Origin of the sequence: Bacillus sp. FSL R12-0074 (assembly GCF_038005725.1) — a bacterium.
Taxonomy (GTDB): Bacteria; Bacillota; Bacilli; order Bacillales; family Bacillaceae_G; genus Bacillus_A; species Bacillus_A mycoides.
In genome coordinates this window covers 5,245,314-5,262,305 of record NZ_JBBOTR010000001.1, presented here as the reverse complement: position 1 = coordinate 5,262,305, position 16,992 = coordinate 5,245,314, and the positions used below count along the sequence as shown (strand labels likewise).

16 protein-coding genes, 1 pseudogene and 1 riboswitch are annotated in these 16,992 nt (G+C 36.2%); of the genes and pseudogenes, 12 read left to right on the top strand and 5 right to left on the bottom strand.

Annotation, left to right across the window (positions count from 1 at the left end; translation table 11 throughout):
- Positions 1-52 precede the first annotated feature (52 nt).
- Positions 53-877 (bottom strand): pyridoxine/pyridoxal/pyridoxamine kinase, encoded by an 825-nt coding sequence (gene pdxK / locus NSS97_RS27400; protein ID WP_002016397.1) that lies wholly within the window; start codon positions 875-877, stop codon positions 53-55.
- A 134-nt stretch (positions 878-1,011) separates the two neighbouring features.
- On the opposite strand from pdxK, the gene NSS97_RS27395 reads away from it, so the two are divergent.
- From NSS97_RS27395 to NSS97_RS27385, 3 genes are all read left to right on the top strand, one after another.
- A complete protein-coding gene (locus NSS97_RS27395) occupies positions 1,012-2,583 on the top strand; it encodes a GAF domain-containing sensor histidine kinase (protein ID WP_002016395.1) in 1,572 nt (523 codons plus the stop codon).
- A gap of 20 nt (positions 2,584-2,603) precedes the next feature.
- Positions 2,604-3,251 (top strand): response regulator, encoded by a 648-nt coding sequence (locus NSS97_RS27390; protein ID WP_016096457.1) that lies wholly within the window; start codon positions 2,604-2,606, stop codon positions 3,249-3,251.
- Between the two features lie 190 nt (positions 3,252-3,441).
- Positions 3,442-4,068, top strand: a complete 627-nt coding sequence (locus tag NSS97_RS27385; protein WP_341114541.1) for an FMN-dependent NADH-azoreductase — start codon at positions 3,442-3,444, stop codon at positions 4,066-4,068.
- Positions 4,069-4,126: 58 nt separating this feature from the next.
- Here NSS97_RS27385 and NSS97_RS27380 read toward each other — a convergent pair whose 3' ends face one another.
- Positions 4,127-4,798 (bottom strand): transcriptional regulator YeiL, encoded by a 672-nt coding sequence (locus NSS97_RS27380; RefSeq protein ID WP_044438382.1) that lies wholly within the window; start codon positions 4,796-4,798, stop codon positions 4,127-4,129.
- Positions 4,799-4,905: 107 nt separating this feature from the next.
- Here NSS97_RS27380 and NSS97_RS27375 point away from each other — a divergent pair.
- Positions 4,906-5,602 (top strand): annotated as a pseudogene (locus tag NSS97_RS27375) (YjjG family noncanonical pyrimidine nucleotidase).
- Between the two features lie 186 nt (positions 5,603-5,788).
- On the opposite strand, the gene NSS97_RS27370 reads toward NSS97_RS27375, so the two are convergent.
- On the bottom strand, positions 5,789-7,018 hold the full coding sequence (locus NSS97_RS27370; RefSeq protein ID WP_341114538.1) for a chloride channel protein: 1,230 nt from the start codon (positions 7,016-7,018) through the stop codon (positions 5,789-5,791).
- A 316-nt stretch (positions 7,019-7,334) separates the two neighbouring features.
- Positions 7,335-7,439: riboswitch (SAM riboswitch) on the top strand.
- 234 nt (positions 7,440-7,673) lie between these two features.
- On the opposite strand from NSS97_RS27370, the gene NSS97_RS27365 reads away from it, so the two are divergent.
- The 3 genes from NSS97_RS27365 to NSS97_RS27355 all read left to right on the top strand — a co-directional run bounded on the left by NSS97_RS27365 (position 7,674) and on the right by NSS97_RS27355 (position 11,295).
- Entirely contained in the window at positions 7,674-8,972 is a 1,299-nt protein-coding gene (locus NSS97_RS27365) for a bifunctional O-acetylhomoserine aminocarboxypropyltransferase/cysteine synthase (protein WP_002068601.1), read from the top strand.
- Positions 8,956-9,861 carry a homoserine O-acetyltransferase MetA gene (gene metA, locus NSS97_RS27360; protein ID WP_044438388.1) on the top strand — a complete coding sequence of 302 codons (906 nt, stop codon included), beginning with the start codon at positions 8,956-8,958 and terminating at the stop codon, positions 9,859-9,861. Before NSS97_RS27365 ends, metA begins: the two co-directional genes overlap by 17 nt.
- Positions 9,862-9,999: 138 nt before the next feature.
- Positions 10,000-11,295: a homoserine dehydrogenase gene (locus NSS97_RS27355; RefSeq protein WP_044438390.1), complete on the top strand. Its 1,296-nt coding sequence runs from the start codon at positions 10,000-10,002 to the stop codon at positions 11,293-11,295.
- Positions 11,296-11,323: 28 nt separating this feature from the next.
- Here the strand turns inward: NSS97_RS27355 and NSS97_RS27350 are convergent, their stop codons facing one another.
- Positions 11,324-11,950, bottom strand: coding sequence for a YczE/YyaS/YitT family protein (locus tag NSS97_RS27350; RefSeq protein ID WP_044438392.1), 627 nt, complete (start codon positions 11,948-11,950; stop codon positions 11,324-11,326).
- Positions 11,951-12,048: 98 nt separating this feature from the next.
- On the opposite strand from NSS97_RS27350, the gene NSS97_RS27345 reads away from it, so the two are divergent.
- Genes NSS97_RS27345 through NSS97_RS27325 form a run of 5 tightly spaced genes read left to right on the top strand, consistent with a single transcriptional unit; the run spans position 12,049 to position 16,514 of the window.
- Positions 12,049-13,026 (top strand): LacI family DNA-binding transcriptional regulator, encoded by a 978-nt coding sequence (locus NSS97_RS27345; protein WP_002089844.1) that lies wholly within the window; start codon positions 12,049-12,051, stop codon positions 13,024-13,026.
- A 10-nt stretch (positions 13,027-13,036) separates the two neighbouring features.
- Complete coding sequence (locus NSS97_RS27340) at positions 13,037-13,918, top strand: SGNH/GDSL hydrolase family protein (protein WP_080784403.1); 882 nt, start codon at positions 13,037-13,039, stop codon at positions 13,916-13,918.
- Positions 13,915-14,832, top strand: coding sequence for an ABC transporter ATP-binding protein (locus NSS97_RS27335; protein ID WP_002089840.1), 918 nt, complete (start codon positions 13,915-13,917; stop codon positions 14,830-14,832). The genes NSS97_RS27340 and NSS97_RS27335 overlap by 4 nt, the downstream gene beginning before the upstream one ends.
- On the top strand, positions 14,825-15,817 hold the full coding sequence (locus NSS97_RS27330) for an ABC transporter permease (RefSeq protein ID WP_002089839.1): 993 nt from the start codon (positions 14,825-14,827) through the stop codon (positions 15,815-15,817). The genes NSS97_RS27335 and NSS97_RS27330 overlap by 8 nt, the downstream gene beginning before the upstream one ends.
- Positions 15,818-15,836: 19 nt before the next feature.
- Positions 15,837-16,514, top strand: coding sequence for a uracil-DNA glycosylase (locus NSS97_RS27325; protein ID WP_044438396.1), 678 nt, complete (start codon positions 15,837-15,839; stop codon positions 16,512-16,514).
- Between the two features lie 43 nt (positions 16,515-16,557).
- Here NSS97_RS27325 and NSS97_RS27320 read toward each other — a convergent pair whose 3' ends face one another.
- Entirely contained in the window at positions 16,558-16,848 is a 291-nt protein-coding gene (locus NSS97_RS27320) for a DUF3817 domain-containing protein (protein ID WP_002144657.1), read from the bottom strand.
- Positions 16,849-16,992 lie beyond the last annotated feature (144 nt).

Below are 16,992 nucleotides of genomic sequence, written 5' to 3'. Positions count from 1 at the left end.
ATGTTCTGTGGGTTTTAATCTATTTTTAAATTTATTAATAAAAAGCGTTATGTTAGACAAGTTCTTTCGGTGCAACGAATTTGCGGTATGCACCGTGATGTGTTGGTCCTACATATTCGTTAATCTTAAATGAATGACGAATTGCAGCTGTGATGAATTCTTTCGCAGTTTTTACTGCTTCTTTCACCGTTTTTCCTTTTGCAAGTTCTGCTGTAATTGCAGCAGAATATGTACAACCTGCACCGTGTGTATTTGTCGTATCAATCTTTTCTGATTCTAGAAGATCGAATGTTTCGCCGTCATATAACACATCAATAGCAGTTTCTGTGCCTAGTTTGCTACCACCTTTAATCAGTACGTATTTAGCGCCTAAAGCATGGATTTTTTTTGCAGCTTCTTTCATGTCCTCAAGAGAATTAATTTTCACACCACTTAATTGATATGCTTCAAATAAGTTTGGCGTTACGACTAATGCCTTTGGAACAAGAACGTCACGTAAGCAGTCATTTGTTTCAGGATGTAACGCTTCATCCGCTCCTTTACATACCATAACAGGATCAACTACTACATTTTCGAAATTGTGCTTTTCAATTGTTTCCGCAACCATTTCGATAATTTCTACTGATCCAAGCATACCCGTTTTTAAAGCATCTACGCCAACGCCTTCAATTGTCGTTTCTAATTGTGGTTTTAATGTAGAAGCTGGGATTGGGAATACGTTATGTGCCCAACCGTTATGTGGATCCATCGTTACGATTGTCGTAAGAGATGTCATTCCGTATACACCAAGTTCTTGGAATGTTTTTAAATCTGCTTGTATACCAGCACCGCCACTTGTGTCAGAACCAGCGATAGTAAGTGCCTTATTCAATGTCATTATGAAAGCCCCCTCAAGTGATATAATGAAAACTATGTTTTCACCATTATATCAATGTTACGAATAAGTACAAAGTGAAAAGTAGATGATTTATGTTAAGTACTATTTAAAATCTTGTATGTAGGAGACGAATTATGTTTCAAGAGAATCGTACAAATGAATTAGTTATATTAAAAGAGATTGCAGAAACGTTGAATACCTCAAATGATACATATCACGTACTTCAAGCTGTGCTGGAAAAGCTGTTGAATGTAACTGGTTTAACGACAGGATGGATTTTCCTTGCGGATGAAAATGGTAGATATACAAAATTAATTGATTACCAATTACCAGAGGGATTGAAATTCGAAAATAAACGACCGATGTGTGAAGGGAATTGCTGGTGCTTACACCGCTTTGTGGAAGGAAAACTAGAGCGAGCAGTTAATATTATTGAATGTAAGAGAATTAATAATGCGATTGAATACAACTGGGGAGATACAGAAGGGATTGTACATCATGCGACAGTACCGCTAAAAGCGGGAGAAGATGAATTTGGCGTGTTAAATGTAGCTAGCCCAGGTAAAACGCATTTTTCGGAAGAAGAATTAGTACTATTACAATCAGTTGCCTTTCAAATTGGAACGGCATTAAAGCGTACAAAACTGTATGAAAATGAAAAGAGAAGAGCTCATTATTATGTAAAGTTAGAACGCTTTATTCAAGCTTTAAGGACAATTCATAAATTTAATGCATTACCAGAAGAGATTGTAATGCAAATAGGGAGCTTATTTCTATGGGAGCAAGTTGTATTCTTTATTAGAGAAGAAAATGAACTAGCTGTGAGAGCTTCTTATAAGAAAGGTGAACTACAAGATGATTTGAGGGCAGCAGCACAGGAAGCGTTGGAAAAAGAAGAGTCTGTCTTGTCGAAGCGTCAGGTTGGTAATATAGAGCATCCCAATAGGGCAGTTATCGCTATTCCGATACATATTCAAGATCATATATTTGGAGTATTAAGTGTAAGTTCTAATAATGGAGAATTTGATATAAATACGATAGATGTAGTACAAGCGTTAGCAAATCATATTTCATTAATGATAGAGAACTTAAGATTAAATGAAAAACGCCGCGAACTTGTACGAATGGAAGAGCGTAATCGTTTAGCTAGAGATTTACATGATTCTGTTTCACAAAAGTTGTTTTCATTAACGTTTATGACGAAAGGCGCTGAAGCTGTCTTAAAGGGTCAAAATGAAAAGGTAGATCAGTCTTTGTATGAGATGCGTGAATTAGCACAAGGTGCCTTAAAAGAAATGAGGACATTAATTTGGCAGCTCCGTCCGGCTGGATTAGAGAAAGGGTTATTACCAGCTTTAAAGCAATATGGTGAAAGTTTAGGATTGAAGATTCGGGAACAAGTTACAGGTGTACGTGATTTGCCGCGTGTAGTAGAAGAAGCGCTATGGCGAATTGGACAAGAAGCTTTAAATAACGTAAGTAAGCATGCGAATGTAAGAGAAGCGACGATTTATTTCAAAGTGACGGAGAAAAATGTATCATTAGAAATAGTCGATCAAGGAAATGGGTTTGTAGAAAAGGATATAAAAGAGAAGAAATCACTCGGTATGACTACGATGCGTGAAAGAGTAGAATTAGTTGGTGGAACAATTAAAATTGTAAGTAGTAAGAAACGAACGAGTATAAAAGTAAATGTACCATTATGATGTGAAAATGAGGGAAGTTTGTGAAAATAAAAGTATTGTTAGTTGATGATCATACAGTTGTTTTAAAAGGATTAGCATTTTTTCTAAGCACACAGGAAGATTTTGAATTAGTTGGTGAAGCAAATAATGGGAAAGAGGCGCTAGTGAAAGTAGGCGAAACGAGTCCAGATGTCGTATTAATGGATTTATATATGCCTGAGATGGATGGAATTGAGGCAACAACTTGTATTAAAAAAGAATATCCAAACGTGAAAGTAATTGTATTGACTAGTTTTTCTGATCAAGCTCATGTATTGCCAGCACTAAAAGCTGGGGCGAGCGGTTATATTTTAAAAGATATCGAACCAGATCAGCTTGTTGAAGCTATTCGAAGCGCGTATAAAGGTAATATTCAATTACATCCAGATATAGCAAATGCCCTTCTTTCTCAAACATTACCACAGGAAGAGAAAGAAGAAGAACCTTCCGTTCAAGTGGATGTATTAACAGCGAGAGAAAATGAAGTATTGCAGTTATTGGCGAAAGGGATGAGTAATAAAGAAATTGCTTCTGTTTTAGTTATTACAGAAAAAACGGTAAAAGCTCATATGAGTAGTATTTTGAGTAAGTTACATTTATCCGATCGCACACAAGCAGCATTATATGCAGTGAAAAATGGAATCGTATAAGACAAAAGTCGTAAGACCTAGTTCGCCTTTAGAAGGTGGACTTTTTTTATGGAAAAATACGTCTATGTGAGGACGTAATTGTTTTGATATAAAGATAAAATGTATTTGTAAGCAACAATAATTATAAGGGAGTACCCTTTTTCGTAAGTGATATATAACAACATAAGAGTGAGTAGTAGGAGGAAAAACAATGGCAACAGTTTTATTTGTAAAAGCAAACAACCGCCCAGCGGAACAAGCAGTTAGTGTGAAATTATACGAGGCATTTTTAGCAAACTATAAAGAAGCGCATCCAAATGATACAGTGGTAGAACTTGATTTATATAAAGAAGAATTACCATATGTAGGCGTAGATATGATTAATGGTACATTCAAAGCAGGTAGAGGATTTGATTTAACAGAAGAAGAAGCAAAAGTGGTAGCAGTTGCTGATAAGTATTTAAATCAATTTCTAGAAACTGATAAAGTAGTTTTCGGTTTCCCATTATGGAACTTAACGATTCCAGCCGTATTACACACGTATATTGATTATTTAAACCGTGCTGGTAAAACGTTTAAATATACACCAGAAGGTCCAGTTGGGCTTATTGGAGATAAGAAGATTGCGTTATTAAATGCACGCGGCGGCGTATATTCTGAAGGACCAGCAGCTGAAATGGAAATGGCTGTTAAATACGTAGCAAGCATGATGGGCTTCTTCGGTGCAACAAACATGGAAACGGTAATTATCGAGGGACATAACCAATTCCCAGATAAAGCAGAAGAAATCATTACTGCAGGTCTTGAAGAAGCAGCTAAAGTAGCAAGCAAATTTTAATTAAAATTATAATCGCCACTCAAAAAAACAGCATTAACTTTTATGTTAATGCTGTTTTTTATATTTTTAGCTCGTCAGCAAGTTTTTCTAATTGATTTCGATCTTGTATATAATATGTTCGGCCTTCTTTTTTTAAATAGTTTTGCTGGCAAAACTGATTTAATACATATAAAAGATGGCGGTAACTGACGTTTAAGTATTCTGAGGCCTCAGTATGTTTTTCGGTATAGCAATTATTTTGTTCCGTTAATAGAATGAACGCAGCTAATCGGTTTTCAAATGGATAACTATAGTTTTTGGCGTAATTTTCTGTTCGGGTAATTGTTTTTTCTCCAATAAATTTGCATAGTTTCTGTAGAAAGGTAGCATCTTGCAATAAAAGATGCTGACAATCTTTAAGAGGAAGCGCTAAGCAAATACAATCTTCAATCACCTCAACCGCTTTCGTAACAGATTCTACGCCAATTAATCCTAATTCCCCAATGAATGAAGGTGCTTGAATAAAATTAATTAAAGAGACTTTCCCATTTTTATGGCTCATATATATTTTTGCTTTCCCGGAAATTAAGTAATAGAGATAAGGGAGGTCGACCCCCTCCTTACATATCATCTCTTTCTTTTGAAAAGAATGTAGTTCTACATATGGTAAGACATGAAAGGAAAAAAGAGTATGGAATTGATGAATTTGCATGTGTTGATAAATTTCTTTCTCATTTTTACTGATTTTCATATTTTCACCCCTGTTTGTAGTATGAGATATCTCCTATTATTTTTACAAGGAAGAATGATACGATTTATGTAAATTTGTTTTTGTAGAAAAGAGAGTGTGAGGGGTTTATGAAAAAATATAAAACATTGCTATTTGATGTAGATGATACATTGTTAGATTTTCAGAAGGCGGAGAAAGTGGCGTTACGTATGCTCTTTGAAGAGAAAGGGATTCCTTTAACTAGCGAGGTTGAAGCGCAGTATAAAAAAATTAATAAAAGCCTTTGGGATGCTTTTGAAGAAGGTGAAATAAACCGTGATGAAGTCGTAAATACACGATTTTCGATTTTGTTTAAAGAGTACGGGGAAGAAGTAGATGGGGATATTATTCGAAAATAATTATCGTAGCTACTTAGAAGAAGGAAACCAACTCATGCAAGGTGCATTTGAATTTATAAATCAAATTCAAAATGAGTATGATTTATATATAGTGACAAACGGTATTTCTAAGACGCAAGATAAACGTTTACGTAATGCAGGATTACATTCATTGTTTAAAGATATTTTTGTTTCTGAAGATACGGGATTCCAAAAGCCGATGGAAGAGTATTTTGATTATGTTTTTGAAAGGATTCCTAATTTCGCTTTTGAAGAAGGGCTCATTATTGGGGATTCGTTAAGTGCCGATATTAAAGGTGGATATGTAGCGGGAATTGATACTTGTTGGTTTAATTCAGAAAAGAAACCAAATAATAGCGAGATTGTGCCAACATATGAAGTGCATAGTTTTGAAGCGTTATACGCGCTATTAAAGCAGCATGTGTAATAAAGTGAAACTTTAATCAGTGTGGATTTTGGCCATCCCCCACTGATTATTAGCCTTCACCAATCGGGCAGTTATCTCCCACCCAACTCCCTCGCACTTGCCGGATTTTGAGGTGGGAGTCTTACTGCTCGCAAATAGCGGGATAAAAACAGGCAGTGGAACTTTTGTCCCTACTGCCTGTATGTATTAGTTTGTAGCTTCATTGTTTTTAGGAAGCGGAAATGCATTCCCAATCGCTGCTGCCCCGAGCATCGGTAATAATAAATTGAGCGGGAAAAACATGAGTAATAGTAATGTTATAGCTATTGGTTTTCTTAATGCATAGCTTGAAATAGCTGTCGTGACGATGGCTACAGAAGCTATTGGATCTATAGGGATAATAGAAGCTATAGCATATCCGATACTTGATCCAGCAAATATAATTGGGAAAATATGTCCGCCGCGCCAACCCGTATTTAAACAAACGGCAGTAATACATAATTTTAAAATTCCTGAAAGAAGTAGTACCCAGAAGGATAAATGGCTCCATTCAACGACTAAATCTTTTAATTGATGTTCCCCTGAGAATAACGTGTAAGGAAGAAAAGTTCCTGTAATTCCTAATAAAATACCGCCTATAATTCCAAGTGATACCTTGTATTCTTTGAAGGGGTGGATTAATTTCTCTAATGTGAATTCTAATTTGAAATAAAAGAAACCAACTATAGCACCAATGCTAGCAAGTGGAAGAAAAGCGATCCATTCATTAAGAGCAAGAGATCCTTCCCCAAAATCAACAATAAAGGATCCACGATTATCGAGTTTACTAAGCAATAAATAAACGGAAAAACCAGCAAAAGTGGTAGCTAAATATATGATTGCTTTTTTTCCTTTCGAAAATTCATTAATTTGCTTACCCTCATTTTCATTCGGAGCTAAATAACCGAATAATGGTGCATTAAAAATAACACTTAAAGTGGCACCAATTCCAACCTCTGTTAGTTCATTCATTCCCTTTAAAGCAAATTTAAAGCGATCTCCTACCCATGTACAAAGTCCACCGATAATTCCAACAAGTGCAGCTTCTGGTCCTAAACTAGCTCCAAATATTAAAACGATAATCGCAGTTAAAGTAGCTTTATGTACAAAACGGTATTCAATTCTACCTGTTTTTTTATATTCAGCCATCACTTCCGGCATAAGACGTGGATATGTACCGAAGTATTTTTGTGTTAAACCAACGAGGATACCACCGATGATTGTTACACAAATGGTGTAATAAGGGGGAGAAGAGAAAAGAGTAGGTAAGTATCCCCAAATAAAGTGAATTCCGATATTTATTGTGACTAAAAATGACCAGACCGTGACTCCTACTATAGAGCCTAAAAGAATGCCATATAGGACGAGTATATGGTGCATGTCTTTTTTATTTGTCATGTTCTACCTCCGTTATGTAAGTTTTCATGTAGAAAGGATTAAATATGCTAGTGTGAATTGAATATATATATAGTATCTTTTTGAGGGGGTGGCTTATTCAATATATTGGGATCTCATGAAAATTTGAAACCAACGCGGTTAAACCACTTATTTAATTCTATATATGGATTGGAGTTTTTAAAAGGTCTTTTTCAAATAAATATGGAATATATTTCTTTTATTGTTTGTATTAAATCCCTTGCATTTAATTTAGAACATTCAGAAAAACTATTTGACATCAGGAAATTATTGCTATAAAATCAACGGTAATTGCATAGTCTTATCAAGAAAAGGTGGAGGGACAGGCCCGATGAAACCTTGGCAACAGCCGTATAACGGAATTGTGCCAAATCCTGCAGGTAATAATCCTGAGAGATAAGAAAGAGCCTTAGAGCGTGTTTTCAAACTGCTCCTTTCTTGTTTTCAGGGAAGGGGCAGTTTTTTATTTTGGATAAAGTGAAACTTTAATCAGTGGGGGTTTTGTCCCTCCCCCGCTAATTATTAGCCTTCATCAATCGGGCAGTTATCTCCCGCCTAACTTCCTCGCATTTGCCGAATTTGGAGGTGGGAGTCTTACTGCCCGCAAATAGCGGGATAAAAGAAAGGAGAATGAGAGATGGGAGAGTCATGGGGAAAAGGAACGATTTGTGTGCAAGGTGGCTATACGCCAAAAAATGGTGAACCGCGTGTTTTGCCACTTTATCAAAGTACAACGTATAAATACGATACTTCGGATGATTTAGCGGCACTATTTAATTTAGAGGCAGAAGGATATATATATACGCGTATTGGAAATCCTACTCTAGCTGCATTTGAGCAGAAGTTATCAGATTTAGAAGGCGGTGTAGGGGCTGTTGCAACAGCTTCTGGGCAGGCAGCCATTATGCTTGCGGTTTTAAATATTTGCAGTAGTGGAGACCATTTACTTTGTTCTTCAACTGTTTACGGAGGAACGTTTAATTTATTTGGAGTGAGTTTGCGAAAGCTGGGCATAGATGTTACGTTCTTTAATCCTAATTTAACGGCAGATGAAATTGCGGCACTTGCTAATGATAAGACAAAACTTGTTTATGCAGAGTCGTTAGGAAATCCAGCAATGAACGTTTTGAATTTCAAAGAACTTTCAGCAGCAGCAAAAGAATTAGAAGTACCTTTTATCGTTGATAATACATTAGCGACGCCTTATTTATGCCAGGCGTTTGAACATGGGGCAAATATCATTGTCCATTCTACAACGAAATATATTGATGGCCATGCAAGTTCTCTAGGCGGCATTGTAATAGATGGAGGGAACTTCGATTGGACAAATGGAAAATATCCTGAGCTTGTCGAACCTGATCCGAGTTATCACGGCGTAAGCTATGTTCAAAATTTTGGAGCAGCAGCGTATATTGTGAAAGCACGCGTTCAGTTATTAAGAGACTACGGAAACTGTATGAGCCCATTCAATGCATATATTAGCAACATTGGCCTGGAAACATTGCATTTACGAATGGAGCGTCATAGTGAAAATGCTCTCGAAGTTGCTAAGTGGCTTGCTAATCATGATCGCATTGAATGGGTGAATTATCCAGGATTAGATAGTAATGAAAATTACTCGTTAGCACAAAAGTATTTGAAAAAAGGTGCTAGTGGAGTTTTAACATTTGGTATTAAGGGCGGATTAGAAGCAGCGAAAGAATTTATCGCAAATGTAAAGCTTGCAACTCTTGTAACGCATGTAGCTGATGCAAGAACTTGTGTAATACATCCTGCTAGTACGACGCACAGACAATTAAGCGCAGAAAATCAGCGTTTAGCTGGCGTTACATCTGATTTAATCCGTTTATCGGTCGGTATAGAAGATGTTTCTGATATTATTGCAGATTTAGAAGCGGCGCTAGTCGGAGGCAAACAACATGCCGATCATAATTGATAAAGATTTACCAGCTCGCAAAGTATTGCAGAAGGAAAATATTTTTGTAATGACGAAGGAGCGAGCAGTAACACAAGATATACGTGCTTTGAAAATTGCTATATTAAATTTAATGCCCACAAAGCAAGAAACAGAGGCGCAATTACTTCGTTTAATTGGAAATACGCCGTTGCAATTAGATGTGCATTTACTTCATATGGAATCGCATCTGTCTCGCAATGTAGCGCAGGACCATTTAACGAGCTTCTATAAAACATTTCGTGATATTGAGGATGAAAAATTTGATGGACTCATTATTACAGGAGCACCAGTTGAAACTCTTTCTTTTGAAGAGGTAGATTATTGGGAAGAGCTTGGACGTATTATGGAGTATTCAAAAACGAATGTAACATCTACGCTTCATATTTGCTGGGGGGCACAAGCAGGTTTGTATTATCACTATGGTGTGCCGAAGTATCCTCTTGCGGAAAAAATGTTTGGTGTATTTGAACATGAGGTTCGCGAGCAACATGTGAAATTGTTACAAGGGTTTGATGAAGTGTTTTTTGCTCCGCATTCTCGTCATACAGAAGTAAGAGAGAGTGATATTGAAAAGGTGAAAGAATTAACGTTATTAGCAAGTTCTGAAGAAGCAGGTGTTCATCTTGCTATTGGGCAAGAGGGAAGGCAAGTTTTCGCACTCGGACATAGTGAATACAGTTGTGATACGTTAAAGCAAGAATACGAACGGGACTGCCAAAAAGGGTTAAATATTGATGTGCCAAAAAATTATTTTAAACATAATAATCCAAATGAGAAGCCGATTGTTAGGTGGAGGAGTCATGGGAATTTATTATTCTCTAATTGGCTGAATTATTACGTGTATCAAGAAACCCCTTATATATTGTAAATGATTGTATAACACGTGGTAGCGTTTTATTTGTAAAGATTAACCTTTATTTTTCTTAATATTCAAAATACATTGTTTTTCAGATTTTTTGTCTATATAATGGCATCTAAACACAATTTTTGAGGGGTGGACAGTATTATGAAAGACATTCAAGTGGGGTTATTAGGTCTTGGGACAGTTGGTAGTGGTGTAGTTCGTATTATTACAGATCATCAAGAACGACTTATACACCAAGTAGGTTGTCCAGTGAAAGTAACGAGAGTATTGGTGCAAAACATTGAGAAAGAGAGAGAAGTAGACGTGCCTTCTACTCTATTAACACAAGATGTGAATGAAATTTTAGATAATCCTAATATTGATGTTGTCATTGAAGTAATGGGCGGCATTGATGATGCAAAAGCATATATTTTACAAGCTTTAAAAAGCGGGAAGCACGTTGTGACTGCAAATAAAGATTTAATGGCGTTACACGGAGCGGAACTCTTAGCGGTAGCAAAAGATAATAAGGCTGATTTATTTTACGAAGCAAGTGTAGCTGGAGGGATTCCAATCTTACGAAGCATCGTAGAAGGACTTTCCTCAGATCTTATTACGAAAGTAATGGGAATTGTAAATGGAACGACAAATTTTATTTTGACGAAAATGTCAGACGAAGGGAGAGCATATAACGACGTGTTAAAAGAAGCTCAGCAGCTTGGATTTGCAGAAGCAGATCCAACATCAGACGTAGAAGGTTTGGATGCAGCAAGAAAAATGACGATTTTGGCTACTCTCGGTTTCTCTACAAATGTAGAGCTTGGAGATGTGAAGGTAAAAGGGATTACTTCTATTACAGCAGAAGATATTGAATATAGTAAGAGCTTAGGCTATACAATTAAATTAATTGGCCTTGCAAAGCGAGATGGCGAGAAATTAGAGGTTACAGTTGAGCCAACTTTACTTCCAAATGCACACCCTCTTGCGGCAGTGCAAAATGAATATAATGCTGTGTATGTGTATGGTGAAGCGGTAGGAGAAACGATGTTTTATGGACCGGGAGCAGGAAGCTTACCGACAGCGACAGCTGTTGTTTCTGACCTAGTTGCTGTAATGCAAAATATTAGGCTTGGTGTAAACGGAAATAGTGCTGTAGTCCCGCAATATCAAAAGGTACTAAAAGAGCCAGATGAAATTATTGTGAAAAAGTTTTTAAGACTTCATGTGAAAGACAAAATTGGTGTATTTGCAAAAATTACATCATTGTTCTCTGAACGCGGTGTTAGTTTTGAGAAGATTATTCAAATGCCGCTTGAAGAGAAAGGGAAAGCAGAAATCGTAATTGTAACGCATCGTGCTTCTCTTGCGGATTATGAGTACATTCTACATACATTGCAATCGTATGAAGAAATAGATTGTGTGAAAGCAAATTATCGAATTGAAGGAGATGCTAAGTAGTATCTCTTCTAATAAAACGAAAAACCTATTAAGCGGCTTGCTTAATAGGTTTTTTTCTATTTAAAATCTGCGTACCAACTTGAATAAAAGCTTGAATAATCCAACCTGTTGTAAAGGATAAGATAATTGTTCCAAAATAGATTGGCCCATCTAATAAGAAGCTTAATGTTAAAAATAAAAAAGCTAATGAAATTTCTGTTCTTCTAAATGTCCATTTCTTTTTCTCAGAAACAGTTAAAACGAAAGCCTCTTGAGGTGCTGCGCAAAGGTTTGTAGAGACGTAAAGACCAATTCCAGCTCCGATGAATAGATTTCCGCAAATAAGTGTTATATATTTTGGAAGAGAGCGGATAGTATCCATAATAGTCGTAATAGAACCAACCCAATCAACAAAAAGAGAAATAAGAATCATTGTGACAATTGTGCCGATTGTAATTTGTTTTTTGTCCCAAAAGAGTACGATCAGGGTAAAAACAAAGTTAATCATGAAAATCCAAAAACCAATACTTATCCCAAAATTTTGATATAGTGCAATAAAGAAGGAATCATAAGGGCTAAGTCCAAAGGAAGTAATTGTCGTCATCATATTAATACCGATGGCGAGAATGAGTAAACCGCCAATGAAAAATATATATTCTAGTTTGAATCGAAGCATAGTTGTATATCCTTTCAAAATGTATTTGCTAAGAAAGGATATACTGTGGAAAGCTTACCAGGTCAAGCGAGAATTTTTGAGGGGAAGGGGAGAATGAGATGACTAATATAAGAAAGATTGCTGAACTTGCTGGGGTATCTGTTTCAACTGTTTCACGTGTACTCAATAATCATCCGTATGTGAATGAACAGAAACGAAAAGAGATTTTAGCGATTATTGAAGAATTAAATTATACGCAAAATGTGAATGCGATTCATTTAGTGAAAGGAAAAACGAATGTAATTGGCGTTTTATTGCCGCACGTAAATGATCAATATTACAGTGCCATTATTGGGGGGATATCAAAGGAAACCGCAAAGAACAATTATAATATGATGCTTTGCCAGACAAATTATAGCGAAGAAAAAGAGCTTGAAATTTTACATATGTTAAAAATGAAAAAGCTTGATGGAGTAATTATATGTTCACGGACAAATAGTAAGGAAAAACTTGAAGAGTATACGAAGTTTGGTCCAATTGTGATGTGTGAAGAAATAGATTCGAATTTCATTTCGAGTGTACATATTGATTACTACAAAGTATTTTTGCGCGGGATGAAAAGCTTAATAGATGCTGGTCATACACGTATCGGATATTGCATTGGAAGAAGTAATAGTATTAATAGCCAGAGGCGAAAAAAGGCGTATGAGGATTCACTTCAACAGATTGTTGTAACACCGTTAGATGCCTGGAAGTTTAAGGGCTGTTTTACGGTGGAAGATGGGCGCAATGTAGTCAGGGAATGGGCTCGTATGTCTGTAAAACCGACGGCTTTTCTTGTATCTTGCAATCATATTGCTGCAGGAATGGTAACGGAGGCGAAAAAACAAGGAATTCGTATCCCAGAGGATATTACGATTATCGGATGTGATGATCAAGAGGTGGCAAATATATTAGGTATTACGACGATTTCGCATTCTAGTAAAAATGTTGGTGTAAAGGCATTTGAATTATTATATGAAAAGATTAATGATGAGGAAATAGATGTGAAACATGTAGAGTTATTACCAGATTTGGTAGATAGGGAAACGACATAATAGAGAAGGTGTGAAAATCGCTTTTCAAAATTTCGTTTGGTATAATTATGGACAATCTAAGAGGGCTAAAAGGGGTTTTGATATGAGATCAAAATTAGTAAAAGTAATTCTACTCATTACAATTGCGTCTTTCTGTTTATTTGCATACGGTTTTGTTTCGGGTGTAAATGATGTATTAAATCCGAAAGCTTCAAAATTAATTACGAAGACTGACGTAGTGGAAAAAGAGAAAAAGAAAACAGGAACGTTACAAGTAGTTAGTTTAGGTGATTCGTTAACGCGCGGCGTTGGTGATAAAGAAGGAATTGGCTATATTGGACGTATGAAAGAGAATTTACAAAAAGATTATAAACAAAAAGTTGCACTAAGCAATTTGGCAGTTAGTGGTGCGAAAATGCCTGATTTATTAAAACAAATCGAAAGCAGCGGAGCTCAATATTCAATTAAGCAAGCAGATGTAATTGTTTTAACAATTGGAGGAAATGATTTGTTCCCAGGATGGGAATCGCTCGGAAAGATAGATTTAGAGACGTATCGTCCTGATACGGAAACGTTTCAAAATGAAGCGAAGAAAATTATAGAAGAAATTCGTAAATTAAACACAGATAGTCCTATTTTTTGGCTAGGTTTATACAATCCTTTTGAGGATGTAGAAGATTTAAGAGGTTCATCAAATATTGTTGTTGATTGGAACGCTTCTTTAGAGAAGTTAGCATTAAATGATAAAAATGTATATATTACACCGACATTTGATTTATTCCAAAATCGTGGGAAAGATTTATTATACTCCGATCATTTTCATCCGAATGAAGTAGGCTACACATATATGGCAGAGCGATTAGTCCAAAACGTCGTAAGTAAATTAAAACTAGAGCAAGGAGGGATAAAATGACGACGATACTTTCTGTACGAGACTTGAAGAAGGTAATTGGAAAGAAGACGCTTGTAGAGGACATTTCATTTGATGTAAAACAAGGAGAAGTGTTTGGCTTTTTAGGACCGAACGGAGCCGGGAAAACGACAACAATTCGAATGTTAGTCGGACTGATTAAAGCGACAGAAGGTACTATTTCTATCGGTGGTTATTCTATTAAGGAAAATTTCAGAGAAGCGATGCGTCAAATTGGAAGTATAGTTGAAAACCCAGAGCTTTATACATATTTAACGGGATGGGAAAACTTAAAGCAATTTGCGCGCATGCTTGGTGATATATCAGATGAACGTATTATTGAAATTGCAAAAATGGTTCATTTAGATGAGCGTATTCACGATAAGGTAAAAACATATTCCCTTGGTATGAAGCAGCGCCTTGGAATTGCACAGGCGCTACTTGGAAACCCTAAATTGCTCATATTAGATGAACCGACGAATGGTTTAGATCCAGCTGGGATTAGAGAACTTAGGGAATTTATACATAAGCTTGTAAAAGAAGAAAATATGAGTGTATTTATTTCGAGTCACTTGCTAAGTGAAGTGCAACTGATATGCGACCGTGTTGCTATTATTCATAAAGGAAAAATGATAACAGTTGCACCTATTGAAGAGTTGATCAAAACAGCGAGTGATCGTGTGGAATGGGTCGTTACACCGATTTCCAAAGCGAAAGACATGTTAGACGCTGCTGAAGAGATAGAGGAAGTTAGTGTAGAAGATGAGCGTTTATTATGTCGTATGGATGTTGCGTCTATTAATGTTTGGAATAAGCATTTTGTAGAAAACGGGATAGATGTACATAGCGTCAAAGAGCTTGTATTTACGCTAGAAGATTTATTTATTGAACTCACAAGGGGTGAGCAACATGCGTGAATTTGCGAATCTAGTTTTAAATGAATCAGAAAAGATTTATCGTAAGAAACGAATTGTTGTTGTCATGCTTATTTTAGCAATCTTGATTCCACTTTTTGTGTATGCTCAGTATCGTGAAATAGAAACGACGCAAAAAAGGCTTGGTACGACCGATTGGAAAGTATCATTACAGCAACAAATTGTTGATTCACAAAACCGCTTGAACAATTCTAGATTGCCAGAAGAATGGCGGGATTGGTTAAAAGTAAGAGTGGAACAACAACAATATTATTTAGATCATAATATTAATCCGACTGCGCCAGGAGCACCGACATTTGTGAGGGCGTTTATTGAACAAGGAATAACGTTATTTATTCCATTGCTCGTTATGATTGTCGCCATTGATATTGTTTCAGGAGAACGAAGCGATGGTACGATGAAAATGCTTCTGACGAGGCCAATTCGGCGTTGGAAAATACTCCTTAGTAAATATGTGACGATGTTATTTTTCATTTCGCTCATATTGCTTCTTGTCGGTTTGTTTGCTTACGCATTATCAGGGCTTGTATTTGGATACTCTGGATGGAATTTACCTGTGTTAACAGGATTCGTCATTGATAAGGAAACGTTAAATACGAACTTTGTCCACCTTATTCCGCAGTGGCAATACATTTTAATGGCGTACGGACTAGCTTGGTTTGTTGCTATCGTTGTTGGAACTATATCATTTATGGTCTCTGTTTTAATTCGTAATACACCAGCTGGTATGGGCGTTATGTTAGCTGCGTTAATTGCAGGCGGCATTTTAAGTTCATTCGCAACGTCTTGGGAAGGTGCGAAATACATTTTTAGTGTCAACTTATCGCTAACGGATTATTTATCAGGAAAACTTCCTGCATTACAAGGGTTATCAATGGGATTTTCTTTAATAAATTTAACGGTTTGGGCAGTAGTATCTCTTATCATTTCGTTTGTAGTATTTACAAGGCAGGATATGGTGAATTAATTGGATAGGAAGTGAAGGCATGGAAAACATTTTGCAGAATGATTGGGGACCATTACTGGGGCCAGAATTTGAGAAAGAATACTATCAAAATTTAGCTAACTTTTTAAAAGAAGAGTATGAGGAGCATGTGATTTATCCAAAGGTAGAAGATATTTTTAACGCTCTTCAGTATACAAGTTATGAAAATACAAAGGTCGTTATTTTAGGACAAGACCCATATCATGGACCGAATCAAGCGCATGGTTTAAGCTTTTCGGTACAACCTGATATTAAAACGCCGCCATCATTGCTAAATATGTACAAAGAACTTCGAGATGAATATGGTTATGAAATTCCGAATAACGGTTATTTAGTAAGGTGGGCGGAGCAAGGAGTTTTATTATTAAATACTGTGTTAACGGTTCGTCAAGGTGAGGCGAATTCTCATAAGGGAAAAGGATGGGAGCATTTCACAGATCGCGTAATTGAGCTATTAAATGAACGTGAAAAGCCAGTTATTTTCATACTGTGGGGACGTCACGCGCAGGCGAAGAAAAAGTTAATTACGAATACAAGTCACCATATTATTGAATCCGTACATCCAAGTCCATTATCAGCAAGACGAGGTTTCTTTGGAAGTAAGCCGTACTCTAAAGTAAATGAGATTTTATCTAACATGGATGAAAAAGAAATCGATTGGCAAATTCCGAATATATAAACGCAAAAAAGGTAGCTAACAATTGTTAACTACCTTTTTACTATTACTGTTCATTTTTTAGTTTTGCATCTAGTACAAAAGTACCAAATGGGATAACTGATGCAACAAGCGCACCAAGTGCCCATAAAATTGTTTTACGGTGTACGATTGTTACTTGAATTACCGCAAAGATGAATAGAATAAATAAAACGCCATGAGCCATACCTGTAATTTTAACAGCTGTTGCAAATCCTGCGAAATATTTCAATGGCATTGCTACAAATAATAGTAATAGGAAAGAAATCCCCTCAATTAAGCCGATTGCTCTTAATCTTCCGATTGGTGTAGATAACATGAAGTAGCCTCCTTTAATGTATGCTTGTATATAGTAAATTTGTATTCTTTTTCAAAATGAAATAGTCTATTTTGTTTAATTATATACAAAAAGAAAGTTTACACTACGAGAATAGTGCAAAGTTCAAAATATAGTCACAAAAGC

Coding starts and splice junctions, on each gene's coding strand:
- NSS97_RS27320 (WP_002144657.1), bottom strand. CDS start 16,848: ATGTTATCTACACCAATCGGAAGATTAAGAGCAATCGGCTTAATTGAG.
- pdxK (WP_002016397.1), bottom strand. CDS start 877: ATGACATTGAATAAGGCACTTACTATCGCTGGTTCTGACACAAGTGGC.
- NSS97_RS27330 (WP_002089839.1), top strand. CDS start 14,825: ATGCGTGAATTTGCGAATCTAGTTTTAAATGAATCAGAAAAGATTTAT.
- NSS97_RS27395 (WP_002016395.1), top strand. CDS start 1,012: ATGTTTCAAGAGAATCGTACAAATGAATTAGTTATATTAAAAGAGATT.
- metA (WP_044438388.1), top strand. CDS start 8,956: ATGCCGATCATAATTGATAAAGATTTACCAGCTCGCAAAGTATTGCAG.
- NSS97_RS27385 (WP_341114541.1), top strand. CDS start 3,442: ATGGCAACAGTTTTATTTGTAAAAGCAAACAACCGCCCAGCGGAACAA.
- NSS97_RS27350 (WP_044438392.1), bottom strand. CDS start 11,950: ATGCTTCGATTCAAACTAGAATATATATTTTTCATTGGCGGTTTACTC.
- NSS97_RS27345 (WP_002089844.1), top strand. CDS start 12,049: ATGACTAATATAAGAAAGATTGCTGAACTTGCTGGGGTATCTGTTTCA.
- NSS97_RS27365 (WP_002068601.1), top strand. CDS start 7,674: ATGGGAGAGTCATGGGGAAAAGGAACGATTTGTGTGCAAGGTGGCTAT.
- NSS97_RS27325 (WP_044438396.1), top strand. CDS start 15,837: ATGGAAAACATTTTGCAGAATGATTGGGGACCATTACTGGGGCCAGAA.
- NSS97_RS27370 (WP_341114538.1), bottom strand. CDS start 7,018: ATGACAAATAAAAAAGACATGCACCATATACTCGTCCTATATGGCATT.
- NSS97_RS27335 (WP_002089840.1), top strand. CDS start 13,915: ATGACGACGATACTTTCTGTACGAGACTTGAAGAAGGTAATTGGAAAG.
- NSS97_RS27380 (WP_044438382.1), bottom strand. CDS start 4,798: ATGAAAATCAGTAAAAATGAGAAAGAAATTTATCAACACATGCAAATT.
- NSS97_RS27355 (WP_044438390.1), top strand. CDS start 10,000: ATGAAAGACATTCAAGTGGGGTTATTAGGTCTTGGGACAGTTGGTAGT.